The sequence below is a fragment of the Rodentibacter genomosp. 1 genome (genome assembly GCF_001999285.1).
Taxonomy (GTDB): Bacteria; Pseudomonadota; Gammaproteobacteria; order Enterobacterales; family Pasteurellaceae; genus Rodentibacter.
On sequence record NZ_MLHN01000008.1, the window covers coordinates 69,360 to 92,352 of the forward strand.

A 22,993-nucleotide genomic window follows, 5' to 3' on the forward strand; every position below is an offset into this window, starting at 1 on the left:
TTAAGCTGAGAATTCTAGAGTATGACGTTTTGGCTGAATTTGGTGGATTGTATTTGTTACGGTTCCAATAATCGGTAGTGACGCCCAATCTTTCGTTTTGATATTTTGCATTTGAGAATCCAAAGCCATAAAAATAAATTCATCATGATGAGTAATAAACTCATAGAGATGAAATTCATTTTCACTTTCTAGTACAACAAGATCACCAACAGAAATACGATCATTTTTTTCAACAATCAGCATATCACCTTGTTCAATCCCCCAAGCAAGCATATTGGGATTCGTTACACGAATAAAGCAAGTTTGTTGTGGACGCTTGATACAATAGAGATTTAAATCAAGTTTTTTACTGAATTTTGATCTTTTTTCAATATCGTTAAAGAATGGCATTGGATGATAAGAAAACGTCATCTTATTTTGGGTAACGGTATTTGCGTAGTTCATCATCTTGTTTTTCCTTGGTTAAGTCATGGTTTTTTGTACAGGTAAAATATACTGTTGTTCTATACAGGTTGTCAACACTGGATAGAAAAAATTTTTTTATTAAGCAAAATTTTAGAAAAAATATAATGAATAGCTAGAAATGATGAACCCATGACAAAAAATGAAAGAAAAGGTTTTCTTTTAGATAGAATTTAAGCTATCTTTAGTTTGCTTAGGTGGATCAGCCATGATCTGAAGTTTAACCATACTTTTATTTAAATTTATTATGAATACATCACGTTTATTTCATTTTCTTTTTCAAGGTAGTTTAGTCAAACGAATTGCCATTGGTCTTATCCTCGGGATCCTCATTGCGTTAGTTAACCCAAGCATTGAACAAACATTTGGTTTCGATCTTGCATCAAATATTGGTGTGTTAGGGCAAATTTTTGTCAAAGCACTTCGAGCCGTTGCGCCAATTTTGATTTTCTTCCTCGTTATGGCTGCATTGGCGAATAAAAAGGTTGGCTCAAAGAGTAATATGAAAGAGATTATTGTGCTTTATCTTTTGGGGACATTCTTAGCTGCATTAGCCGCTGTGATTGCGAGTATGCTTTTTCCTTCAGAAGTGGCATTATCGGTAAAAGAAGATGTGACTTCCGCGCCACAATCTGTTGCTCAGGTATTATTAACCTTGGTGCTTAATGTGGTCGATAACCCATTAAATGCGATTTTTAAAGCCAACTTTATTGGTGTATTGGCTTGGTCAATCGGGTTGGGATTGGCACTTCGCCATGCCTCTGACACAACAAAACAAGTGGTGGCAGATTTTGCAGAGGGCATTTCTAAAATTGTCCACGTTATTATTTCGTTTGCGCCTTTTGGGGTCTTTGGTTTGGTTTCAGAAACCTTATCTGATAAGGGGTTAGCAGCTTTAGGCGGTTATATTCATTTACTAGCGGTCTTAATTGGTGCAATGCTCTTTACTGCATTTGTTCTTAATCCGATTTTAGTTTACTGGAAAATTCGCCAGAATCCGTATCCATTGGTTTGGACTTGTGTGCGTGAAAGTGGTGTAACGGCATTTTTCACCCGCAGCTCTGCGGCAAACATTCCGGTCAATATTGGTTTAGCTAAACGTTTAAATCTTGATGAAGAAACCTATTCAGTGGCAATTCCATTGGGTGCGAATATCAATATGGCGGGTGCCGCTATTACTATTACCGTATTAACTTTAGCAGCGGTGCATACGCTAGGTATAGAAGTTTCCTTTGTCAGCGCGGTGGTATTAAGTGTGGTTGCGGCTCTCTGTGCTTGCGGTGCATCAGGTGTTGCCGGTGGCTCTTTACTACTTATCCCATTAGCCTGTAGCTTATTCGGTATTTCTGATGATGTAGCAGCGCAAATGATTGGTGTCGGTTTTGTAATCGGTATTTTGCAAGATTCGACCGAAACCGCATTGAATTCATCAACCGATGTTTTATTTACAGCAGCAGTATGTATGGAAGAAGAGCGTAAAAATAACGCATAATTCAATTTTTATAAGGCGGGCGAAAATCCGCCTTTATTTTTCTGGCTTAGATTTCGCTATACAAAGTGCGGTCTAGTTTGTTAGACTTTTTTCGTTTAAAACCAGATGGAGAACATCAAATGGATGGATTAACCCTAGCGACATTCGTCTTTCTTGCGCTCATTATTGTTATCTTATTTTCAACGATTAAAACTGTCCCACAGGGATATAAATTGGACGATTGAACGTTTTGGGCGGTATACACGCACATTAATGCCGGGTTTGAATATCGTTGTGCCTTTTGTGGATCGTGTCGGTCGCAAAATTAATATGATGGAACAAGTGTTGGATATTCCTTCACAAGAAGTCATTTCTAAAGATAATGCCAATGTTGCTATTGATGCGGTGTGCTTTGTCCAAGTCATTGATGCACGCAGTGCCGCTTATGAAGTGAATCATCTTGAACAAGCGATTATTAATTTAACCATGACAAATATTCGTACCGTACTCGGATCTATGGAATTGGACGAAATGCTATCACAACGTGATTCCATTAACGGTCGTTTGCTTGCGATTGTTGATGAAGCAACGAATCCGTGGGGGATCAAAGTAACCCGTATTGAAATTCGTGATGTTCGTCCGCCTCGTGAATTGCTCGATTCCATGAATGCGCAAATGAAAGCCGAACGGAATAAACGTGCGGAAGTGTTAGAAGCCGAGGGGATTCGACAAGCGGAAATTTTACGGGCAGAAGGGGAAAAACAAGCACGTATTTTAAAAGCTGAAGGGGAACGCCAAGAAGCTTTCTTGCAGGCGGAAGCCCGAGAACGTGCCGCAGAGGCGGAGGCAAAGGCTACACAAATGGTTTCTGAAGCCATCGCAAGTGGTGATACCAAAGCGATCAATTATTTCATTGCACAAAAATACACGGAAGCTTTAAAAGAAATTGGTGGTGCACAAAATAGCAAGGTGGTACTAATGCCGTTAGAAGCAGGCAACTTAATCGGTTCTGTGGCAGGTATTGCGGAATTATTAAAAGGCGATAAAAAAGTTTAAACGTTAATTTTCGATACTATGTAGAAAGTGCATTAAAATAAAAATTTCAAAGATAGGTAGGGACACACCGAGAGTGTCCGTTATAAAATCAAATTATTTCATTCGGACACATTGAGTGTGTCCCTACAAGCTAATCCAAAAAACAGATTTGTGCAACTGCTACATAATATCGTTAACTTTTCAAAGTGCAGTTGAAATTGACTGCACTTTTTCCATCAGAGGAGGCAATATGGCAGAATGGTTGACCGCATGGACATTATGGCATTGGTTGGTTTTAGGTTTTGTATTATTGATTGCTGAAGTGGTCGCTCCCGGCGTATTTTTACTTTGGTGGGGCTTGGCCGCTTTAGTCACAGCACTTGTGCAATTTCTTTTTCCTGCTTTTTCGCTAGTCGGATTAGCGATTTTTTATGGCGTTTTAGCTTGTATTTTATCGTTCGCTTGGTGGAAATATCAGCATAATAAAGATCGTCAGGATCAGGCTAAAACCTCCTTAAATCAGCGTGATCATGCGATGGTTGGTAAGCAGGGTATCGTGCAGGAAATCGCTATAAACGGTATTGGACGTGGTGCGTTTGGCGATACCACTTGGCGTATTCAAGGCGAACATCTCGCCATGAATGATCTTGTAAAAGTTGTGCGTGTGGAAGGTATCACGCTGATTGTTGAAAAGGTAACAGAATGAATCATCTTATTATTTTTGCACATCCGAATTCTAAAGGTAGCTTTGGGCGGGCAGTGGCGGATTGTGTGGCGAAAACCAGCCAAACCCTTGGCGTGGAAACCCAATTTCGTGATCTCTATACCTTGGATTTTAATCCGATCATTTCTTTTGAAGAGCTAAAAGCCGTGAATAGTGGCATTCTTCCCGAAGAAGTGAAATATGAACATGACCTGATTCGCCAAGCGGATTTAATCACCCTTGTTTACCCCCTTTGGTGGATGGGGTTTCCAGCGATTTTAAAGGGCTATTTAGATAGGGTGTTAAGCCATGGATTTGCTTATAAAACCGAAAATGGAGAATCCGTTGGTTTGCTGAAAGGGAAGCAAATGCAACAATTCATCACGCTTGGTAGTAATGTGGAGAAGTATAAAGAATTTGGTATTGATAAATCCCTTGATCATTGCCTCGTGAATGGTTTGTTTAATTACTGTGGCATTGAAAATGTGACCTATGAGTTATTTGGCGATCTTCATTTAATTGATGATGCAGCGCGCCGTGCAATGCTTGATGTCGTTGAGCAAAAAACACAGGAAAAATTGACCGCACTTTTAAATGGAAAAGTAGTATGAGTACTGAAAAAACACTGAATAATTTTTCTTTAGTTAGCCGTTTATTTGGCAATTTATTTTATCGTGCTCCGACCGATCCGGGACTTGCCGGTGTTTTTGATTGGTTGCAACAAAAAGGCTTAAACCAAGTGTGGGCGTTAGACGCGGATAAGGAAAGTCAAGCCGCGTTAGGTAATCTCCAGTTAAAAATTGACCTTACCTTGTTAAATGAAGAATACCAAAAATTGTTTGGATCGGAAGATCATGTCACTACAGCAATTTCAGCTTATGATATTGATTTAGCGGATTTTATCGCTTTTCGTAATGAACGCGGTATGCCGGAACTGGAAAGTGCGGATCATTTTGCGTTACTTTTGCTAACGGCTTCTTGGTTAGAAGATAATGTTGATTCCATTTCTGCCCAGCGAGCGCTTTTTGAAGCTTTTTTATTGCCTTGCGCTGCAAAATTTCTCACTCAAGTAGAAACCTATGCTACTTTGCCGTTTTATCGTTCTTTAGCCTATTTAACCCGTGAAATTTTAGCGGCGATGGCGGATGAGTTGGAAGAATAATGATGACTAAGTGGAAAAAAGTCTTTGCTTTTATACCGCTCTTTCTTTGGACGGTAATGGTTCTATTTTTATATTTCTATATGATTATTGAAAATGGGGATAAGCATGATGGGGAAGCCTATATCGCTTATTTCCTTTTGCTTTTTTACCTGACTTTTCCCTTTGGTTCTTTTGTCTTTGTTGTTTTTTCCCTCTTCGGTTTTGGTGGCAACAGTTCCTTTAATCCGGTTGTGGCTGGGCTAATGGGCATTGTTGCTATCGGTGCTTTTTATTTCCAATGGTATGTGCTTTGCCCGAAGTTATGGCGTTATTTTTGTAAGAAATTAAAACGAAATAAAAAATGATTGTTTAATAAATATTCAATTACACTGAAAATGCTTTGCTTTGTAGAATAAATATAATGTTTATTTAATGTTTAATCAAAATAAGGAAAATATGATGAGCATTGCATCAGAATTAAAATCTCAGGATTTAAAAAAGGGAAGAGTTTCGCAAGCAAAAGGTGTGGTCTTAGTGTTACTTAGCGTGGCACTCATTGCTAACACGTTTTTAAATATTGTTCCGCTTTCCGGAGAAGCATGGATCTTATGGAGTGGCATTGTTTTATTAGCCCTTTTTGGCTTAGGCAAATTATTTATGGGCTGGGTGCATATTTCTGCGGTGAAGCAAAAAATCGGCGAGCCATTTTTTGGCTTATTAACCATGCCGGAACCTAAAGTACCATTACAGAATGACGAAGAAAAATATGCATTTTTAGTGTATGGTTTTTATGAAAGCTCACAGGTTTTGCAAGATGATGGCGAGGGTGTATTGAAAAAAGATCCTCTTATTCGTCCTGAAAAGGAAGTGAAGTATAGCGATGCACTTGCCCTAAATGATTTCTATGGTATTTATAATGAGGCGGAGTCAACGGTAAAATCTTCCCTTTCCACCGCTTGGGATATTAACAGCGCAGAAGAGGCTCGAGAAACCATTAGCGGATTATGGAACGGTGCGCTTGAAGGAGCGGATACGGCAATCATGGCTTATCCACACGCTGAGGATTTAATTCAATCATTGAAAGAAGTGGGCTTTGATATAAAAGGAATTGATGCGGCGAAAATTAATGTTTCTGGTTTCGATTTGGTTCGCACAATTTGGATAGCGCGTAATAGTTATGTTGCTGGTTATATTGAGGCGGATGAAGTGCGTGCCATTTCCCGTAATGTGGCAGAGTTTACCGCAGCAAATTATGCCAACTGGAATGAATTGGGCTATTCCTACCTAGTGAGCTACCTCGCATGGTTATATGATGCCAAACCGAGCTTGGCATACAACATGTTGCAAGAGCGTGTTTATGCTGTTTCTCAATATATTTCCTCGCCGCATAGTCCGCTTGCCGGCACATCGTTGGATGAATTAAGAACCTATTTTGATTCACTTCCTGATAATGAAGAAAACTAAAAAAACAAACGGCTGATATTCAGCCGTTTTTTCTTATCAAAAATTTATTCTAATGTCGCCAAAATAATTTGTTCCGGATCGATATGCAACCAAATTTGTTGATCAATTTGCCATTGATTTGGTTGAGTGATTGTTGCACAAAATTCCATTCCGCTATCATCGAAAATTAAAATGGATTCTTCCTCATTGAGTGATTTGATGGTCACGGGAAATTGATTTGTTTGATTTTCCAAAGGCTGTGTCGTCATTTTCACCCAAGGTGCTTTACACATCAGCATCACTTCTTTTTCTGTCATTAATTTTAAACGTGAGGCACTTTTTGTAGTAATAGAGACTTGTAAGAGGACGGGTAATCCCTCAACCTTTACATCTACAATATAACGAGAATCCATCATTCGTTGACGTTCCACTTTGCCGAAGAATTGATTGCGTGCGCTACTTTGTAAAGAAAAGCGTGCAGTGGCGGTAAGTAGGCTATCGAGAGGTATGGATTCATCTTGTAAAATTTTGAAGGCATGCTCTTGGGTTTTCTCTAATAAATCATAAAGTTGGAGTAAGCGCTTGGCATAATTTGTTAAAACCGTACCACCTCCATTTTTTCCCCCTGTATTGCGTTCGAGTAACGGGCTAGGGCTGAGTTTATTCATTGCCTCAAGATGATCCCATGCACTTTTGTAACTGACTTTGGCATTTTTTGCCGCTTGATTTATTGAACCGCATTGCTGAATTTCTTTGAGTAAGCTAACCCGTTTGGGATCAATAAAAAGCATTTGTTGCAGTTTTATCGTGAGTAAAATTTCAGTATTTTTCATAAGGATTCCTTTTATAACAACGGAGCGTTATATATTTTATGATAAAACCAAATTTTCACGTATCGCTATTTTTTATTTCGATATATAATTTAGTAGATAATGATGTTTAACATAGGAGAAAATGATGAAAAAATTAACTAAAATTTCAACCGCACTTTTTGTTGTTGGCTTAAGTGTTTCTTCGATGAGTTCAGCGAAAGTCACCGTCTTTGCTGCTGCCTCAATGACCGATGCGTTGCAGCAGATTGCAGCAGATTATGCGAAACAAAACCCTAAAAATGAGGTCGTGTTTTCTTTTGCTTCCTCTTCAACCTTGGCAAAACAAGTAGAAGAGGGTGCTCCTGCGGATATTTTTGTTTCAGCCAGTAACAAATGGATGAAATATCTTTCTGAGAAAAATTTAACGGTGAAAGAAACGGAAAAAACCTTGGCGGGGAATGAATTAGTATTAATTGCTCCGCTGAAAAGTGCGGTCGATGCTGTGGAGATTTCCAAAGGTGAGTGGCTGGATGCCTTAAAAGATAGTTATTTATCCGTTGGCGATCCTGCACATGTGCCGGCAGGACAATATGCGGAAGAAGCTTTAACTAAACTGAATTTGTGGGATAAGGTTAAAGAGCGTTTAGCTCGAGTAAAAGATGTTCGTGGCGCGTTAGCTTTGGTGGAACGGGCTGAAACCCCCTATGGAATTGTGTATAGTACCGATGCGAAAGTGAGCCAAAAAGTGAAAACGGTGGGCGTATTTCCTGCGGAGAGTTATAAACCGGTGGTGTACCCGATGGCTCTTTTAAAAGAGCATGACAATGCAGATTCACGTGATTTCTTAAAATATCTTGGCTCTGATGACGCGAAAAAAGTGTTAGAAAGTTACGGTTTCTCCGTGAAATAAATTGAATGAAAGAAAGGGCAAGGTTTTGCCCTTTTTGTTAAAATCCTATGACTCTTTAAGAAAAATATTCGTGTGATAAGGAAACACAGTTTGCCTACTCAATTTCTTTCTCTATTTAATCTCAGTCCCTTAGAAATCAACGCCATTCGCCTGAGTTTAAGTGTGGCGTTTAATGCGATGCTTTGGAGTTTACCTCTGGCGGTTTTCGTTGCGTGGCTTCTCGCACGTAAAAATTTTTATGGTAAATCCTTAGTGAGTGGCATTATTCATTTGCCTTTGGTGTTGCCGCCTGTTGTGATCGGCTATTTATTGCTGGTAGCAATGGGGAGAAATGGGGTTATCGGACGGTATCTTTATCAATGGTTTGGCGTGTCTTTTGGGTTTAGTTGGAAAGGGGCGGTACTTGCCTCTGCGGTGGTGGCTTTTCCTTTAGTCGTTCGGGCGATTCGTCTTTCCCTTGAAAATATTGATGTGCGGCTTGAACAGGCAGCACAAACCTTGGGTGCCTCTCCATGGCGTGTTTTTTTTACGATCACCTTTCCTCTTTCTCTGCCGGGCGTATTAGCCGGATTGATATTAGGCTTTGCCCGTTCATTAGGAGAATTTGGCGCAACCATTACTTTTGTTTCCAATATTGACGGTGAAACTCAAACTATTCCTCTTGCGATGTACTCTTTCATTCAAACACCGGGAGCCGAAGCGCAAACAGCACGTTTGTGTATATTTGCAATTATACTTTCATTCATTTCATTACTTGCCTCAGAATGGCTGGGTAAACGTATGCAGAAACAATTAGGGCAGGGCAATGTTGCAAATTAATATTAAGAAACAACTAGGAAAATTAGCGTTAGAGGCAAATTTGCAACTTCCTATTCAAGGGGTGACGGCTATTTTCGGTTTATCCGGTGCGGGGAAAACTGCTTTAATTAATTTAGTAAGCGGGCTAACAAAGCCTGATGAAGGGTTTATTCGATTAAATGACCGCACTTTGGTTGACACTGAAACGCAACAAAACGTGCCTATTCATTTGCGTAAAATCGGTTATGTATTTCAAGATGCCCGCTTATTTCCTCATTACACAGTGAAAGGCAATTTATGTTATGGCGTGAAAAATGTTTCAAAAGAGGAATTTGATTATATTGTCGAATTACTTGGCATTAATCATTTACTGAAACGTTACCCGCTCACCCTTTCCGGGGGGGAAAAACAGCGTGTTGCCATTGGACGTGCATTACTCACCGATCCGGAAATATTATTGATGGATGAACCTCTTTCAGCCTTGGATTTACCCCGTAAACGGGAATTAATGCACTATTTAGAACGGCTTTCTCAAGAAATTCATATTCCCATTTTATATGTCACACACAGTTTAGAGGAATTATTACGACTCGCAGATCGGGTAGTATTAATGGAAAATGGGAAAGTCAGAGCCTGTGATTCAGTGGAACGAATTTGGAACAGTACGATTTTCGCCCCTTGGAAAGGGGAAAATGAACAGAGTAGCGTTTTAGCCTTACCCGTGCATTTGCATCATCCGCCTTATAAAATGACCGCACTTTCACTTGGCGGACAATCACTTTGGATTCATCAAATGAATGCGGGAGTGGGAGACTTTGTTCGCATTTGTATTTATAGCTCCGATGTGTCAATCGCCTTGCAGAAACCGCAACAAACCAGTATTCGCAATATTTTATGTGGTCAAATTGAACAAATTGATATACAGGATTCTCGTGTGGATATTGCGGTATTAATTGAAGGGCATAAGATTTGGGTAAGTATCAGCAAATGGGCACAAAATGAATTACGCTTTAGGGTGGGTATGAATGCCTATCTACAAATTAAAGCGGTTTCCGTCGTTTAAAACGATATTCCATAAAATTATAAGCTATAACAAAAAACGATTAGATCTTTTATTCGGAAGTCTATCTAATATTGCCACCGAATTTATTGGAGAATATGAATATGTTATTTCTTACTTTAGCCATTTTTGCACTGATTCTTGTGCTGTTAGGCTATCTTTACAAAAAAACACAAAAATTGGGACAAACGGTTTTTATTGGGTTAGTTCTTGGTTTAGGTTTTGGCGCATTGCTACAAAACATTGGTGATGAAGGAACGATTAAAACCGCATTAGATTGGATTAATCTTGTAGGTGGCGGCTATGTTCGTTTATTACAAATGATCGTGATGCCATTGGTCTTTGTTTCAATTTTATCGGCAATTACCCGATTAAATGAAGCTCGTTCTTTAGGGAAAATCAGTTTTAGCGTGCTTTCCGTATTACTTGTCACTACTGCAATTGCTGCGTTTATCGGTATTATTATGGTACAAATATTCGGTTTAACGGCAGAAGGCTTAGTTGCCGGTGAACGTGAGCTTGCAGCCCAAACCCGAGTATTAGGTCGTGCGGATCAAATTAATGCCTTAAGTGTGCCGGCAATGCTACTTTCTTTCATTCCAAAGAATCCTTTTGCTGAATTAACGGGGGCAAATCCAACTTCAATTATTAGTGTGGTGATTTTCTCTGCATTTTTAGGCGTAGCGGCGTTGAGTTTGCGTAAAGAAAATCAAGAATTGGGTGATCGCATTGCACAAGGTGTGGAAACACTTAATAAATTAGTGGCTCGTTTAGTGCGTTTTGTGATTCGTTTAACGCCTTATGGGGTATTTGCCTTGATGATTAAAGTGGGGGCAACTTCAAAATGGGCGGATATTTTGAATCTAGGAAGTTTTATTATCTCTTCCTATATTGCTATCTTCTTGATGTTTGTTGTTCACGGCTTATTACTTTTCTTATCCGGTATTAGTCCGATTCAGTATTATAAAAAAGTGATGCCGACATTGAGTTTTGCCTTTAGCTCTCGTTCAAGTGCTGCAACTATTCCACTTAATATTGAAACGCAAACGGATAAGCTTGGCAATAATCCGGCTATAGCCAATTTCTCAGCGACCTTTGGGGCGACAATTGGGCAAAATGGTTGTGCGGGGATTTATCCAGCGATGTTAGCGGTTATGATTGCACCTACGGTAGGTATCGATCCTTTTACGGTGAGTTATATTGCCACACTTGTTTTAGTGGTGGCGATTTCTTCTTTTGGTATTGCCGGTGTGGGCGGTGGTGCAACCTTTGCTGCGATCGTAGTGCTTTCAACCTTAGGCTTACCGCTTGAATTAGTCGGTTTATTGATTTCAATCGAACCGCTTATTGATATGGGACGTACCGCATTAAATGTAAACGGTGCAATGACAGCGGGAACATTAAGCAGTAAATGGTTGAAATTAAAAGAATAAATAATTTACCCGATAGGGTAACCACGACACAAAGATGAGTTTACTATTTACTAGTGGGGGCACACTGAGGGTGTCCGTTATATGCTACATATTGGGACAAGCATGGTCTCCCTGAATTCCCCTTTTTGTAGTGATAAATAATGTTGTAAAAAATGGCGTTGAAAAACGCCATTTTTTATGCTAGATCACCACGGAACCAACAATACTCCGTGTAGCTTCTTTCACTTCCGTGAGTTTCACCCGAACAATATCCCCGATTTTATAGATACGCTCACCTTTAATGTAGAGGGCGAGTTCATCGGTATTTACTTGGATTTCCTCTTTATTATTATGAAGGGTAGAGGCTGGAATAAACATTGAGGCACCATTTTCTAACAATTGAACCCGTAGTCCTCCCCGCATAATATCTTGCACTTCAGCATCAAATTCTGCATTTTCAGCTACTTTATCGACAAGATAGCGACAATATAACCAATCGGCAATATCACGCTCTACCAATCGATTTTGGCGGCGGGCTTCTTGTAAGCGTGCTAATACTTCGTCTTGTGGTTTTTGGCAAGACTGCTGTGTGAGTACGGCTTTGATTAAGCGGTGATTCACCATATCGGAATATTTACGAATGGGTGATGTCCAGGTGGCATATCCTGCCAAACCCAGACCAAAGTGCGGTGCTAATTCAGCCTTAAATTCAGCAAAGGTTAAATAGCGACGCAGGCGTAATTCAAGATAATCGCCTTCAATCGGTTCGATATCGTGGCGCATTTGGCAATAGCCATTCAGCGTTGATAAATTTTCCGTAGAATAACGCTCATTAAGTTCTGCTTGATTTTCTTCGTTAGCCAGATTTGCCATTAAGAAATGGTGGGCGTTTTCCAAGAATTTTTTATCAAAACCGCTATGAGTGTTGAAAATACCGGTTTGAGCCTGCTCATTTAAGAATTGTGCCGCACAAATATTCGCAATAATCATCGATTCTTCTACAATTTGATTTGCAATGCGGCGGTGTTCCGCTTTGATCTCTTGTACTTTACCATTTTCAGCCAGTACAAAAGAATAATCCGGTTTTTCTTTGAATAATAGAGAATGGGTTTTACGCCAGTTGATCCGTGCTAATGTAAATTGGTGTAAGCGATGAATTTGCTCGGTAATTTCAGTGGTTTCCGGTTGCCACGCATTGGGTATTTGTTCTAAATAATCAGAAACTTTGTTATAGGCAAGTTTGGCTTTTGATTGTATATAAGCGGAAACAAAATACGGTTTTGCCGTGATATTGCCCTGTAAATCCGTTTCAATATAGCAAACAAGGGCAGGGCGGGTTTCATTTGCCATTAATGAGCAGAGTTCATCGGAAAGCTCACGCGGCAACATGGGGATATTAAAACCGGGGAGATAATTGGTGAAACAACGTTGCTTCGCATCTTTTTCGATTTGTGAATCAAGCGCGATATAAGCTGTTGGGTCGGCAATGGCGACCACGAGTTTCCAACCGATTTGCTCACCATTTTGCTCAACAGGCTCAATGTAGAGCGCATCATCCATATCTTGTGTGCTTTCACTGTCAATGGTAACAAAATGAAGTGCAGTCAAATCTTCACGCGTTTGTTGATCAAGCATTTCATAATGCTCGGCACCTTGTACCGGATAACGCGATTGTTCGTGACGGGCAAGTGTGACCCACCAAGGTGCAAATTCGTCATCTGCACGGCAGATAAATTGGTTAATCGTGGCATAGAAAAAGCGATCATCACGCAAGGGGTGGGTTTTCAGACTAGCAACAACCCAATCGCCTTCTTGCAATTCTTCTTTTACAGACTTGGCTTGTTGTGCACCAATAGGCTGATTAATGCTTGGGTGATCGACCAACACTTGTAATTTCTTGTCTTTATTGAACCGCACTTTGGCAATAAAACGGGTCAGCATAGGTTCGATCAAAGATTCCGGTTCGGCTTGTTCTTTATCTCCTTGTTTTTCAATCGTGGCGGTAATTTTGTCGCCGTGCATCACTTTTTTCATTGCAGGCGGCGCAATAAAATAAGTTTTTTTATCACATTCTAAAAAGCCATAGGCTTTGTCGGTGCTTTTCACTACACCTTCTACACGCTCTTTGCTTTCGTGAATTTGTTGTTTGAGTTGTGCGAGTAATGGATTGTCTTGGAACATAGTTATATTTCAAAAAAGAGAAAAGGCAGACAATAAGTCTGCCCAAAATAAATGAGACGAAAATTATTCTTCGCCTAATTCGCCCATTGCGGTGATACTAAAACCGGCATCAACGTGAACGATTTCACCGGTAATACCTGAGGCGAGATCAGAACATAAAAACGCAGCGGAATTACCCACATCCTGAATGGTTACTGTACGGCGTAATGCGGCAGTTTTCTCAAAAGCAGAAAGCATTTTCTTGAAGTTTTTAATGCCTGATGCAGCTAAGGTGCGGATTGGACCTGCAGAAATCGCATTAACACGGATACCGTCTTTACCTAAATCCGCAGCCATTACACGAGTTGCCGCTTCTAATGAGGCTTTTGCCAAACACATGACATTGTAGTTAGGAATAGCACGTTCTGCCCCTAAATAAGAAAGGGTTAATAATGCAGCATTTGGATTTAAATAAGGGCGTGCGGCTTGCGCCATTGCCACAAAGCTATATGCGCTGATATCGTGAGCAATACGGTAGCCCTCACGGGTTGCGGCATTGACATAATCACCGTCCAATTGATCACCCGGCGCAAAGGCAATGGCGTGCACGAAACCGTCAAATTTATCCCAGTGTTTACTTAATTCGGCAAAGCAGTTTTGGATACTTTCATCGGTTGCCACATCTAAAGGAAGTACAATATCAGAACCAAATTCTTTGGCAAATTCTTCTACGCGCGGTTGTAATTTTTCGTTGAGATAAGTGAAAGCAAGTTCCGCACCTTGTTCTTTCATTGATTTTGCAATCCCGTAAGCAATGGAACGATTGCTTGCGAGACCGGTGACTAAAATTCGTTTACCTGTTAAGAAACCCATATTTTTTCCTATTGGTTGAATGAAAAATTGTGTGAATTATACCTGTTTTGCCTATTTTGAGCAATGAAGCGGCTTTTGGTTGAACCAGTATATTACGCCGGATTATCAATATCCTTAAACTCCACATCAAAGCCATATTCTTTTGCCAGCCATTCGCCGAGAGCCTTGATACCGTAGCGTTCGGTGGCGTGGTGACCGGCGGCAAAAAAGTGAATGCCTTGCTCTCTGGCGGAATGAATGGTTTGTTCGGAAACTTCTCCGGTGATAAACGCATCACAACCTTGTGCTGCAGCTAGGTCGATGTAACCCTGTCCCCCTCCTGTGCAGATACCGATTTTGCGTATAAAGTGCGGTCCGTTTTCGGTACAAATTAACGGTTTACGTTGAAGAACTTGTTCAATACGGGCGGCAAATTCTTCTGCTGTTATTGGTTTGTTAAATTCTCCCCAAACGGGAATACTTGTCGGGGTATTTTCTAACGGTTGTAAATTTTCAATACCGAGTAGTTTGGCAAGTTGTGCATTATTGCCAAGTTCAGGATGTACGTCCAATGGCAAATGATAGCCATATAAATTGATATCATTGACTAATAAGGTTTTGATTCGTTTACCTTTCATTCCTCGAATGCAAGGATTTTCGCTTTTCCAAAAATATCCGTGATGTACCAGCAAGGCGTCGGCTTGTTGTTCAACCGCATAATCAATTAAGGCTTGGCTGGCGGTTACACCCGTGATGATTTTTTTTATGGCTGTTTTGCCTTCTACTTGTAAGCCGTTCGGGGCATAGTCGGAAATTTGATTTGAATTGAGCGTTTGGTTGAGAAGTTGTTCAAGTTCAAGATTATTCATAAATAAAAGAGAAATGGGAAAACGATGGCGTATAGTACGAAATTAAAAAAAAAATGGCTAGTGCAAAAAGTTTGTTGGAAATATTGTACTAGCCCTGTTTTACTACTTATTTTTTATTCAATGCCCACTAGTTTATGAGTCTGTAAACTTAATTGCCATTTGGGCTTATTCGTGCGCTGATTAAGTTTGCCTAACTGAGTGATGGTTTCCAGTAAATTCATTTTGCCGTCGATCTCACAAGGGGAGAGATAATAGTGTTGTGCACGGATTTTTTGTTCTATCAGTTCACAAAAAGGTAAGACATTTTCATCTGCTACAACGCGTACTTCATCGGCAGATTCAATGCAACGTTGCTCGTATTTGTACATATAAAGACGCTTTGGACTGGTGGCAATATAGTCGATTTGTGGCGGAATTGCTTTTAAGCCGTTGGTTTCAATGGCGAGAAAATAGCCGTCTGCTTTGAATTGGTCGAGTAGCAATTCAATTTTGGGCACAATGGTGGGTTCGCCACCGGTGATGATAATATTCTTCGCGGAAAACGACCGCACTTTTGCCAAAATTTGTGAAGCAGACCAGCGTTCAAATTGATTATAAGGCGTATCGCACCAAGGGCAGGCGAGATTACATTTACCAAAACGAACAAAAATGCTGGGCATACCCGTATTGAAGCCTTCCCCTTGCAGGCTTTCAAAAATTTCCACAATATTAAAGTGCGGGTCAAAATTTGTGAGTTTTTCCACCGCACTTACTCCGAATATTCACAAAATGACGTTGGGGTTTCCCATAAACGAATTGCCGAAACAGCGAGTTTTTCATCATATTTCAAACGGTTGAAAATGAATCGTGCCATTTCTTCAGCAGTCGTGCGAAAAGGTACGGCAAAGGTTTTTGAATTTAATTCCTGCAATAATGCGGAGATTTTACTTTCCCGTTCACTGGTTTGATCGTAAATAAAGGCGTGATCCATGGGATCTAAAATGGCTTTTTTCACGGTATTTTTTAAATCGGAAAAATCCATTACCATGGCTTTTTTCGCCCCATTTTCGTGCAAGTCGCCGGTGATTTCCACTTGTAATTTGTAAGTGTGTCCATGCAGGTTTTGGCATTTACCATCGTGATTATCTAATAAATGCGCCATATCAAAACTGAATTCTTTGGAGATTTTAAACATTTTTTTCACCGCTCTTTTGTCGCAAATATTGTTGTAACCCTTTGTTGCGCAATTCACAACTCGGACAGCTGCCACAACCGCCTTCCACACCCTCATAACAAGTATGGGAATGCTGTTGAACGTAATCTAACACACCTAATTCATCAGCAAGTTGCCAAGTTTGGGCTTTAGTAAGATACATTAAAGGCGTTTTAATATTGAATTGATAATCCATGGCAAGATTGAGTGTTACATTCATCGACTTGACGAATACATCACGGCAATCGGGATAGCCGCTAAAGTCTGTTTCACATACCCCAGTGATGATGTCTTGAATCCCTTGTCCCTTTGCGTAAATTGCCGCATAAAGTAAAAATAAGGCATTTCGACCATCGACAAAGGTGTTTGGCAGTTCGTTGTTTTTTTGTTTGATTTTAGTTTGTTGATCTATTAAAGCGTTATGGGTAATGGCTTTTATAATGGAGGTATCCACTAAGGTTTGTTTTATGCCAAGATCTTGAGCTATCCACTGTGCTTTTTCTAGTTCAATGGCGTGTCGCTGACCATATTGAAAGGTGATGGTTTCAACATTTTCTTTGCCGTAATCGGCTATGGCTTGAAATAAACAGGTGGTGGAATCTTGCCCGCCGGAAAAGATCACAACTGCTTTTCGGTTGTGATTGGGATTTGAAATATTCATGATTATATACCTAGTTTTTTTGTGTAGGAGGTTTGCGAACTACAAATTTGAGTGGCGCATTTTAGAGAGTGTATTGAATTTTATCAAGTGATCTTAATTTTTTGACACAAATTGAAAAATATTCAAAATAATGCTTGCATAAAGTGTTATTTTAAGCATAAACTCAAAGGCAACTGATTTAAGAGGAATTTAATATGAAAATGAACCGCACTTACCGCCATCACCACCATACCTGAATATCTTTCAGGCATGTTTGTGTGGCTGGAAGATATAAAAATATCTTCCGAGTGCGATAACATCATAACAGAACCAAAACCCCTCGGAAGGAAACTTTCGAGGGGTTTTTTAGTTTATTTAAACTTCACAAAAAAAGCAGGAAAACAACATGACAAACACAACTTACTCATCAAATCGTTTACGCATTGCTTTACAAAAGAAAGGGCGCTTAAGCCAAGATTGTGCCGCACTTCTTAAACAGTGTGGCGTGAAAATTAACTGGAATGAACAGCGTTTGATTGCCTATGCGGAAAATATGCCGATTGAAATTCTGCGTGTGCGTGATGACGATATTCCGGGATTGATTTTCGACGGTGTGGTCGATCTCGGTATTCTCGGTGAAAATGTGCTTGAAGAGGAAGAACTTGGACGTCTTGCCATGGGAGAGTTTGTGCAATATAAAAAACTCCGCCAGCTTGATTTTGGTGGTTGCCGACTTTCACTCGCTATTGATCGTGACCGTGATTATCAAGACGTGAAGGATCTCGCTAATACTCGTATTGCTACCTCTTATCCGAATCTGCTTAAACGCTATATGACAGAACAAAATGTGCCATTTAAAAGTTGCTTACTGAATGGTTCTGTGGAGGTTGCACCTAGTGCGGGGATTGCCAATGCAATTTGCGATTTAGTCTCATCGGGGGCGACCCTTGAAGCGAACGGGTTAAAAGAGGTGGAAGTGATTTACCGCTCTAAAGCCTGTTTAATTCAGCGCTCAGAATCTCTACCAACGGAAAAACAAATTCTTGTTGATAAACTACTCACCCGTATTCAAGGCGTGCAACAAGCTGCTGAATCAAAATATATTATGCTTCACGCTCCCAAAAATAAACTCAAAGAAATTACCGCACTTTTACCGGGAGTAGAAAACCCAACTATTTTGCCCCTAGCACAGAATACGAACCAAGTGGCGATGCATGTGGTTAGCCAAGAAAACCTGTTTTGGGAAACCATGGAACAACTTAAGGCGATTGGTGCAAGCTCAATTTTGGTGTTACCGATTGAGAAAATGATGGCGTAGTACGTTACTTTTCTTTGCGTTGCTAAAGAAAGTAACGAAATAAAGACGGCAAAGAAGGGAATAAAAAACATAGAAAATATTTTGGGAATAACACGATGCAAACACTTATTTGGAACAATTTAAAAACTTCGGAAAAAATGACCGCACTTTCCCGCCCGGCGCAAAAAGTGGGAGAAAGTATTAAACAAGCGGTGGACGTTATCCGTGAAAATGTGGCACAGAATGGCGATGGCGCTTTGTTTGAATTGGCGGAGAAGTTTGACAAGGTAACCTTGCAAAAACTCACCGTATCAAAGGAAGAGATTGCGGCGGCAAGCGGTCGAATTTCGCCAGAACTTTGCCAAGCCATTCAACAGGCAAAAGCGAATATTGAAACCTTCCATCAGGCACAACAAAATCAAGAAATTGACATAGAAACCCAGCCCGGTGTGCGTTGCCAAGTGCTGACCCGCCCGATTGAACGGGTTGGACTGTATATCCCCGGTGGTTCAGCCCCACTGTTTTCCACCGTGTTAATGCTTGCCGTGCCGGCAAAAATTGCGGGCTGCAAAAAAATTGTGCTTTGTTCACCACCGCCGATCGCCGATGAAATTCTTTACACCGCTCACCTTTGTGGCGTGGAAACCATTTATGCCGTAGGTGGTGCACAGGCTATTTTTGCCATAGCACAAGGCACAGAAACGGTGGCGAAAGTGGATAAAATATTCGGACCGGGCAATGCCTTTGTTACCGAAGCCAAACGCCAAGTAATGCAACGTGGCACGGCGATTGATATGCCCGCAGGGCCTTCAGAGGTATTGGTGATTGCTGATGAATTTGCTGATCCTGATTTTGTCGCCAGTGACCTACTTTCCCAAGCAGAACATGGAGCAGATAGCCAAGTGATTTTAGTCACTAACAGTGAAACCTTAGCAAAATTGACCGCACTTTCTATTGAAAAACAGCTTGCAAACTTACCACGAAAACAAACTGCTAGCCAAGCTCTCGCTCATAGTCGAATATTGATTGCGGAAAGCATAGAACAAGCGGTTGAAATCAGTAATGATTATGCTCCCGAGCATTTGGTCGTACAAACGCAAAATGCTCGCGAATTATTGCCATTTCTAGACAACGCAGGCTCAATTTTCTTAGGTGCGTTCTCACCTGAAAGTATGGGCGATTACGCGAGTGGCACAAACCATGTTCTACCCACCTATGGCTATACCCGCACTTATTCCAGCTTAGGCTTGGCGGATTTCTGCAAACGAATGACGGTACAAGAACTCACCCCACAAGGTTTCCAAGCCCTTGCTCCAACAGTGATGGCAATGGCAAGCGCTGAACAGCTTGAGGCGCACAGACAAGCAGTGGAAGTACGGTTGGAGAAGTTGAAAGATCAATAAGAGAAGCGAAAAGACAATATGTAAAAATGCAAAGTTTCTGCGGATCGCCCTGTTACATTCTATGATTTCTGTTAGAAATTAAATTAATATTTTTCCTATAAGGTAAACACAATGAACATCAATAACTTATCCCGAAAAAACATTCAAGTACTCACCCCGTATCAATCTGCAAGGCGATTAGGGGGAAAGGGCGATATTTGGCTAAATGCGAATGAATACCCGATTTCGCCAAACTTTGATTTAACCGACCGCACTTTTAACCGCTATCCCGAACCTCAACCGCAGGCAGTAGTGGAAGGCTATGCCGCCTATGCAGGCGTATCGCCTGATAATGTGCTGGTGAGTCGGGGCGGTGATGAAAGCATTGAACTGATTATCCGTGCATTCTGTGAAGCAGATGATGCCATTTTATACTGCCCACCTACCTATGGAATGTACGCAGTGAGTGCCGAAACCTGTGGCATTGCCTGTAAAACCGTTCCGTTGACGGCAGATTTTCAACTGAATTTGGCGGAAATTGAACGACAATTAGATGGTGTGAAAGTGGTATTTGTTTGCAGTCCAAATAACCCAACGGGCAATTTGCTCAATCGGGCGGATTTGCTCGAACTTTTGCAGATGACTGCAGGGCGTGCGATTGTGGTGGTGGACGAAGCCTATATCGAATTTTGCCCTGAGGCAACAATGATGACAGCGCTGGCAAATTATCCGCATTTGGCGATTATCCGCACCCTTTCCAAAGCCTTTGCCTTGGCAGGGCTACGCTGCGGTTTCACCCTTGCTAATGCGGAATTGATCCAAGTCTTACAAAAAGTGATCGCGCCCTATCCCTTGCCTGTGCCGGTGTCGGATATTGCTGTTCAAGCCTTGCAACCACAAGGGCTAACCCAAATGCAACGCAGCGTTGCCGAACTTCTCACTAATCGTGCCGATTTGCAAAAAAAACTTGAAAACCTACCGCTTGTGGAGGTGGTTTACCCTAGCGAAGCCAACTATCTTTTGGTGAAATTTAAAGACGGGCAAAAAGTATTTCGCTCACTTTGGGAACAGGGGATTATTCTAAGAGATCAGCATAAAGCATTGAATTTAAAAGATTGTGTGAGGATTACTGTGGGGACGAAAGAGGAGAATGATAAGGTATTGGAGGCGATTGAAACAATAAAATGATACCGATCCCCTCGCCCGCTTGCGGGAGAGGGAGGAGAAATCCGTAGGATTTCGGAGGGAGAGGGGAATGATAAAATCTCTGTAAAAAATGACCGCACTTCCCCTCTCTCTGACGAAAATTGCCGAACGCAATTTCCGTCTGTCTCTCCCCCGCAAGCGGGTGAGAGGATTGATAACCACAGCAAAACATATAAGGAAAAAATGATGCAACCTACCCTTTTTATCGACCGTGATGGCACATTGATTGATGAACCGAAAACCGATTTCCAAATCGACAGCTTGGAAAAACTCAAATTTGAACCGAACGTGATACCAGCATTGCTAAAACTGCAAAAACGCTACCGCTTGGTGATGGTGAGTAATCAAGATGGCTTGGGGACGGCATCTTTCCCACAAGCAGATTTTGACAAGCCGCACAATGCAATGATGGCGTTGTTTAGCTCGCAAGGGATTGAATTTGATGAAGTGCTGATTTGCCCGCACAAGCCCGAAGATCAGTGTGCGTGCCGCAAGCCGAAAACCAAACTGTTGCAAAAATATATCGACAGAAATTTATTCGATCCTGACCGCTCTTTTGTGATTGGCGACCGTGCCACCGATGTACAATTAGCCGAAAATCTGGGGATTCGAGCGTTGCAATATCACCCAGAAAAACTGAACTGGGATCTGATTACGGAAAAATTGTTAGGCGAAGCGGTAACGAATATTGGCGACCGCCTGCCACGCTATGCGATGGTTGAACGCAAAACCAAAGAAACGGACATCAAAGTGCAAGTGTGGCTGGACGAAACAGGTGTGAACGAAATCCGCACTGGCGTGGGCTTTTTCGACCATATGCTTGACCAAATCGCCACCCACGGCGGTTTCCGTATGAACATTTCTTGCAAAGGCGATTTGTGGATTGACGAACATCACACTGTAGAAGATACGGCACTGGCACTCGGCACAGCGTTAAAACAAGCCATTGGTGACAAACGAGGTATTGCCCGCTTTGGTTTTGTACTGCCAATGGACGAATGTAAAGCCCAATGTGCGTTGGATTTATCGGGTCGCCCGTTTATTAAATTCAAAGCAGAATTTAAACGGGATAAAGTTGGCGATTTTAGCACCGAATTGACCGAACATTTTTTCCAATCTATCGCTTTCACCATGCTTGCCACCCTACACATCAAAGCCAAAGGCGATAACGACCACCACAAAATCGAAAGTTTGTTTAAAGTGTTTGGGAGAACCTTAAGACAGGCGATTAGGATTGAGGGGGAGGAGTTGCCGAGTAGTAAGGGTATTCTTTAATAGTAGTTCTGGAAATATCATAAAATGCTAAATAAACTAGATTATTGGCTTGTACATCATCCACTTAATCCTGAACTTCTAGGGATAAAACGCTTTATGGTGGAATTTTGGTTTTTCGGGTTAAAAGAAGCGAGAGCTTGTCTTTTTGCTGGGCTATTTTTTATCGTGATGTTTGCAATACCGAAAACAGGGTTATGGGGTATTCCCCGTTACGATGTTTTACTAATTTTTGCCATCTTAGTACAAGCGGTAATGTTTTGGACAAAATTGGAAACTTTAGATGAAATAAAATCAATCACACTATTTCACCTAGTTGGATTTGCCCTAGAATACTTTAAAACATCAAGCAGTATTCAGTCTTGGACTTATCCTGATTTTGCCTATACCAAAATTGGTGGTGTACCTTTATTCACGGGGTTTATGTATGCCGCTGTTGGTAGCTACATTATCCAAGCGTGGCGATTGTTTGATTTGAAAGTCAAAAGCCATCCGCCTTATAGGCTTTCAGCTTTAGTGGCTGTGTTGATTTATCTCAACTTTTTTACGCACCATTATATTGGCGATTATCGATGGTATTTAGCTGCTTTTGCAATGGGGTTATATGCACGTACTTATGTTTATTTTACCCCTTACGACCGCAAACGTCGTATGTCACTATTGCTTGCTTTTGCGTTAATCGGCTTTTTTATTTGGTTGGCAGAGAATATCGGAACATTTATCGGTATTTGGCAATATCCTAACCAAATGGGAGCTTGGACGACCGTACATTTAGGTAAATGGGGGGCTTGGTCATTACTGATTGTAATGACGTTTACCATTGTGGCAAATTTAAAACATATTAAACAAACTATTCAGGTTTCTAGGGATTGATAC

General features: G+C 41.0%; 23 protein-coding genes, 1 pseudogene, 1 riboswitch and 1 other annotated feature. Of the genes and pseudogenes, 16 read left to right on the plus strand and 8 right to left on the minus strand.

All coding sequences use genetic code 11. From position 1 onward, the window contains the following. Positions 1 to 444 (minus strand): LexA family protein, encoded by a 444-nt coding sequence (locus BKK54_RS04455; RefSeq protein ID WP_077542052.1) that lies wholly within the window; start codon positions 442 to 444, stop codon positions 1 to 3. A gap of 265 nt (positions 445 to 709) precedes the next feature. On the opposite strand from BKK54_RS04455, the gene sstT reads away from it, so the two are divergent. The 7 genes and pseudogenes from sstT to BKK54_RS04490 all read left to right on the plus strand — a co-directional run bounded on the left by sstT (position 710) and on the right by BKK54_RS04490 (position 6,276). Next, positions 710 to 1,954 (plus strand): serine/threonine transporter SstT, encoded by a 1,245-nt coding sequence (gene sstT, locus BKK54_RS04460; protein ID WP_077541902.1) that lies wholly within the window; start codon positions 710 to 712, stop codon positions 1,952 to 1,954. 119 nt (positions 1,955 to 2,073) lie between these two features. After that, a pseudogene (locus tag BKK54_RS04465) lies at positions 2,074 to 2,989 on the plus strand (SPFH domain-containing protein). Between the two features lie 229 nt (positions 2,990 to 3,218). Then, positions 3,219 to 3,674: an NfeD family protein gene (locus BKK54_RS04470; RefSeq protein ID WP_077541904.1), complete on the plus strand. Its 456-nt coding sequence runs from the start codon at positions 3,219 to 3,221 to the stop codon at positions 3,672 to 3,674. Further along, the gene (locus BKK54_RS04475) at positions 3,671 to 4,282 is read left to right on the plus strand and encodes an NAD(P)H-dependent oxidoreductase (protein ID WP_077541906.1); all 612 of its coding nucleotides are present in this window, start codon (positions 3,671 to 3,673) and stop codon (positions 4,280 to 4,282) included. Before BKK54_RS04470 ends, BKK54_RS04475 begins: the two co-directional genes overlap by 4 nt. Continuing rightward, positions 4,279 to 4,833, plus strand: coding sequence for a TorD/DmsD family molecular chaperone (locus BKK54_RS04480; protein ID WP_077541908.1), 555 nt, complete (start codon positions 4,279 to 4,281; stop codon positions 4,831 to 4,833). The genes BKK54_RS04475 and BKK54_RS04480 overlap by 4 nt, the downstream gene beginning before the upstream one ends. A 56-nt stretch (positions 4,834 to 4,889) precedes the next feature. Further along, the gene (locus tag BKK54_RS04485; protein WP_158074612.1) at positions 4,890 to 5,177 is read left to right on the plus strand and encodes a hypothetical protein; all 288 of its coding nucleotides are present in this window, start codon (positions 4,890 to 4,892) and stop codon (positions 5,175 to 5,177) included. A gap of 91 nt (positions 5,178 to 5,268) precedes the next feature. Further along, complete coding sequence (locus BKK54_RS04490) at positions 5,269 to 6,276, plus strand: DUF1266 domain-containing protein (RefSeq protein WP_158074613.1); 1,008 nt, start codon at positions 5,269 to 5,271, stop codon at positions 6,274 to 6,276. A gap of 44 nt (positions 6,277 to 6,320) precedes the next feature. Here BKK54_RS04490 and BKK54_RS04495 read toward each other — a convergent pair whose 3' ends face one another. Continuing rightward, complete coding sequence (locus BKK54_RS04495) at positions 6,321 to 7,088, minus strand: TOBE domain-containing protein (protein WP_077541914.1); 768 nt, start codon at positions 7,086 to 7,088, stop codon at positions 6,321 to 6,323. 124 nt (positions 7,089 to 7,212) lie between these two features. Here BKK54_RS04495 and modA point away from each other — a divergent pair, with 124 nt between their 5' ends. The 4 genes from modA (at position 7,213) to BKK54_RS04515 (ending at position 11,268) form a co-directional block, all read left to right on the plus strand. Further along, a complete protein-coding gene (modA, locus tag BKK54_RS04500) occupies positions 7,213 to 7,977 on the plus strand; it encodes a molybdate ABC transporter substrate-binding protein (protein ID WP_077541916.1) in 765 nt (254 codons plus the stop codon). Positions 7,978 to 8,067: 90 nt separating this feature from the next. Next, positions 8,068 to 8,796, plus strand: a complete 729-nt coding sequence (gene modB / locus BKK54_RS04505) for a molybdate ABC transporter permease subunit (RefSeq protein WP_077541918.1) — start codon at positions 8,068 to 8,070, stop codon at positions 8,794 to 8,796. Next, entirely contained in the window at positions 8,783 to 9,838 is a 1,056-nt protein-coding gene (gene modC / locus BKK54_RS04510; protein WP_077541920.1) for a molybdenum ABC transporter ATP-binding protein ModC, read from the plus strand. The genes modB and modC overlap by 14 nt, the downstream gene beginning before the upstream one ends. A gap of 101 nt (positions 9,839 to 9,939) precedes the next feature. Further along, on the plus strand, positions 9,940 to 11,268 hold the full coding sequence (locus tag BKK54_RS04515) for an L-cystine transporter (RefSeq protein ID WP_077542053.1): 1,329 nt from the start codon (positions 9,940 to 9,942) through the stop codon (positions 11,266 to 11,268). Between the two features lie 180 nt (positions 11,269 to 11,448). Here BKK54_RS04515 and rnb read toward each other — a convergent pair whose 3' ends face one another. The 6 genes from rnb to queC form a co-directional block, all read right to left on the minus strand. Then, positions 11,449 to 13,428: an exoribonuclease II gene (rnb, locus tag BKK54_RS04520; RefSeq protein WP_077541922.1), complete on the minus strand. Its 1,980-nt coding sequence runs from the start codon at positions 13,426 to 13,428 to the stop codon at positions 11,449 to 11,451. A gap of 63 nt (positions 13,429 to 13,491) precedes the next feature. Next, a complete protein-coding gene (locus BKK54_RS04525; protein ID WP_077541924.1) occupies positions 13,492 to 14,280 on the minus strand; it encodes an enoyl-ACP reductase FabI in 789 nt (262 codons plus the stop codon). A gap of 92 nt (positions 14,281 to 14,372) precedes the next feature. After that, positions 14,373 to 15,128, minus strand: coding sequence for a Nif3-like dinuclear metal center hexameric protein (locus tag BKK54_RS04530; protein ID WP_077541926.1), 756 nt, complete (start codon positions 15,126 to 15,128; stop codon positions 14,373 to 14,375). A 113-nt stretch (positions 15,129 to 15,241) separates the two neighbouring features. Then, a complete protein-coding gene (locus tag BKK54_RS04535) occupies positions 15,242 to 15,871 on the minus strand; it encodes a 7-carboxy-7-deazaguanine synthase QueE (RefSeq protein ID WP_077541928.1) in 630 nt (209 codons plus the stop codon). A 5-nt stretch (positions 15,872 to 15,876) separates the two neighbouring features. Beyond that, the gene (queD, locus tag BKK54_RS04540) at positions 15,877 to 16,302 is read right to left on the minus strand and encodes a 6-carboxytetrahydropterin synthase QueD (RefSeq protein WP_077541930.1); all 426 of its coding nucleotides are present in this window, start codon (positions 16,300 to 16,302) and stop codon (positions 15,877 to 15,879) included. Further along, positions 16,295 to 16,981 carry a 7-cyano-7-deazaguanine synthase QueC gene (queC, locus tag BKK54_RS04545; protein WP_077541932.1) on the minus strand — a complete coding sequence of 229 codons (687 nt, stop codon included), beginning with the start codon at positions 16,979 to 16,981 and terminating at the stop codon, positions 16,295 to 16,297. Before queC ends, queD begins: the two co-directional genes overlap by 8 nt. 4 nt (positions 16,982 to 16,985) lie before the next feature. Then, positions 16,986 to 17,030, minus strand: a riboswitch (PreQ1 riboswitch). Positions 17,031 to 17,198: 168 nt separating this feature from the next. Then, positions 17,199 to 17,330 (plus strand) — a sequence feature (His leader region). A 36-nt stretch (positions 17,331 to 17,366) separates the two neighbouring features. Here queC and hisG point away from each other — a divergent pair. The 5 genes from hisG to BKK54_RS04570 all read left to right on the plus strand — a co-directional run bounded on the left by hisG (position 17,367) and on the right by BKK54_RS04570 (position 22,990). Continuing rightward, positions 17,367 to 18,278, plus strand: coding sequence for an ATP phosphoribosyltransferase (gene hisG, locus BKK54_RS04550; RefSeq protein WP_077541934.1), 912 nt, complete (start codon positions 17,367 to 17,369; stop codon positions 18,276 to 18,278). A gap of 95 nt (positions 18,279 to 18,373) precedes the next feature. Then, on the plus strand, positions 18,374 to 19,660 hold the full coding sequence (hisD, locus tag BKK54_RS04555) for a histidinol dehydrogenase (protein WP_077541936.1): 1,287 nt from the start codon (positions 18,374 to 18,376) through the stop codon (positions 19,658 to 19,660). Between the two features lie 111 nt (positions 19,661 to 19,771). Beyond that, a complete protein-coding gene (gene hisC, locus BKK54_RS04560; protein ID WP_077541938.1) occupies positions 19,772 to 20,827 on the plus strand; it encodes a histidinol-phosphate transaminase in 1,056 nt (351 codons plus the stop codon). 204 nt (positions 20,828 to 21,031) lie between these two features. Beyond that, positions 21,032 to 22,120 carry a bifunctional histidinol-phosphatase/imidazoleglycerol-phosphate dehydratase HisB gene (hisB, locus tag BKK54_RS04565; RefSeq protein WP_077541940.1) on the plus strand — a complete coding sequence of 363 codons (1,089 nt, stop codon included), beginning with the start codon at positions 21,032 to 21,034 and terminating at the stop codon, positions 22,118 to 22,120. Positions 22,121 to 22,144: 24 nt separating this feature from the next. Further along, positions 22,145 to 22,990 carry a DUF817 domain-containing protein gene (locus BKK54_RS04570; RefSeq protein ID WP_077541942.1) on the plus strand — a complete coding sequence of 282 codons (846 nt, stop codon included), beginning with the start codon at positions 22,145 to 22,147 and terminating at the stop codon, positions 22,988 to 22,990. Positions 22,991 to 22,993: the final 3 nt, after the last annotated feature.

What these genes read in the sequence shown, in the direction of transcription:
- modA (WP_077541916.1), top strand. Translation starts at nt 7,213, where the DNA reads ATGAAAAAATTAACTAAAATTTCAACCGCACTTTTTGTTGTTGGCTTA.
- hisD (WP_077541936.1), top strand. Translation starts at nt 18,374, where the DNA reads ATGCAAACACTTATTTGGAACAATTTAAAAACTTCGGAAAAAATGACC.
- hisG (WP_077541934.1), top strand. Translation starts at nt 17,367, where the DNA reads ATGACAAACACAACTTACTCATCAAATCGTTTACGCATTGCTTTACAA.
- BKK54_RS04470 (WP_077541904.1), top strand. Translation starts at nt 3,219, where the DNA reads ATGGCAGAATGGTTGACCGCATGGACATTATGGCATTGGTTGGTTTTA.
- BKK54_RS04515 (WP_077542053.1), top strand. Translation starts at nt 9,940, where the DNA reads ATGTTATTTCTTACTTTAGCCATTTTTGCACTGATTCTTGTGCTGTTA.
- sstT (WP_077541902.1), top strand. Translation starts at nt 710, where the DNA reads ATGAATACATCACGTTTATTTCATTTTCTTTTTCAAGGTAGTTTAGTC.
- BKK54_RS04490 (WP_158074613.1), top strand. Translation starts at nt 5,269, where the DNA reads ATGATGAGCATTGCATCAGAATTAAAATCTCAGGATTTAAAAAAGGGA.
- BKK54_RS04530 (WP_077541926.1), bottom strand. Translation starts at nt 15,128, where the DNA reads ATGAATAATCTTGAACTTGAACAACTTCTCAACCAAACGCTCAATTCA.
- BKK54_RS04570 (WP_077541942.1), top strand. Translation starts at nt 22,145, where the DNA reads ATGCTAAATAAACTAGATTATTGGCTTGTACATCATCCACTTAATCCT.
- queC (WP_077541932.1), bottom strand. Translation starts at nt 16,981, where the DNA reads ATGAATATTTCAAATCCCAATCACAACCGAAAAGCAGTTGTGATCTTT.
- BKK54_RS04475 (WP_077541906.1), top strand. Translation starts at nt 3,671, where the DNA reads ATGAATCATCTTATTATTTTTGCACATCCGAATTCTAAAGGTAGCTTT.
- BKK54_RS04495 (WP_077541914.1), bottom strand. Translation starts at nt 7,088, where the DNA reads ATGAAAAATACTGAAATTTTACTCACGATAAAACTGCAACAAATGCTT.
- BKK54_RS04455 (WP_077542052.1), bottom strand. Translation starts at nt 444, where the DNA reads ATGAACTACGCAAATACCGTTACCCAAAATAAGATGACGTTTTCTTAT.
- hisB (WP_077541940.1), top strand. Translation starts at nt 21,032, where the DNA reads ATGCAACCTACCCTTTTTATCGACCGTGATGGCACATTGATTGATGAA.
- BKK54_RS04525 (WP_077541924.1), bottom strand. Translation starts at nt 14,280, where the DNA reads ATGGGTTTCTTAACAGGTAAACGAATTTTAGTCACCGGTCTCGCAAGC.
- queD (WP_077541930.1), bottom strand. Translation starts at nt 16,302, where the DNA reads ATGTTTAAAATCTCCAAAGAATTCAGTTTTGATATGGCGCATTTATTA.
- hisC (WP_077541938.1), top strand. Translation starts at nt 19,772, where the DNA reads ATGAACATCAATAACTTATCCCGAAAAAACATTCAAGTACTCACCCCG.
- BKK54_RS04485 (WP_158074612.1), top strand. Translation starts at nt 4,890, where the DNA reads ATGGTTCTATTTTTATATTTCTATATGATTATTGAAAATGGGGATAAG.
- BKK54_RS04480 (WP_077541908.1), top strand. Translation starts at nt 4,279, where the DNA reads ATGAGTACTGAAAAAACACTGAATAATTTTTCTTTAGTTAGCCGTTTA.
- modC (WP_077541920.1), top strand. Translation starts at nt 8,783, where the DNA reads ATGTTGCAAATTAATATTAAGAAACAACTAGGAAAATTAGCGTTAGAG.
- rnb (WP_077541922.1), bottom strand. Translation starts at nt 13,428, where the DNA reads ATGTTCCAAGACAATCCATTACTCGCACAACTCAAACAACAAATTCAC.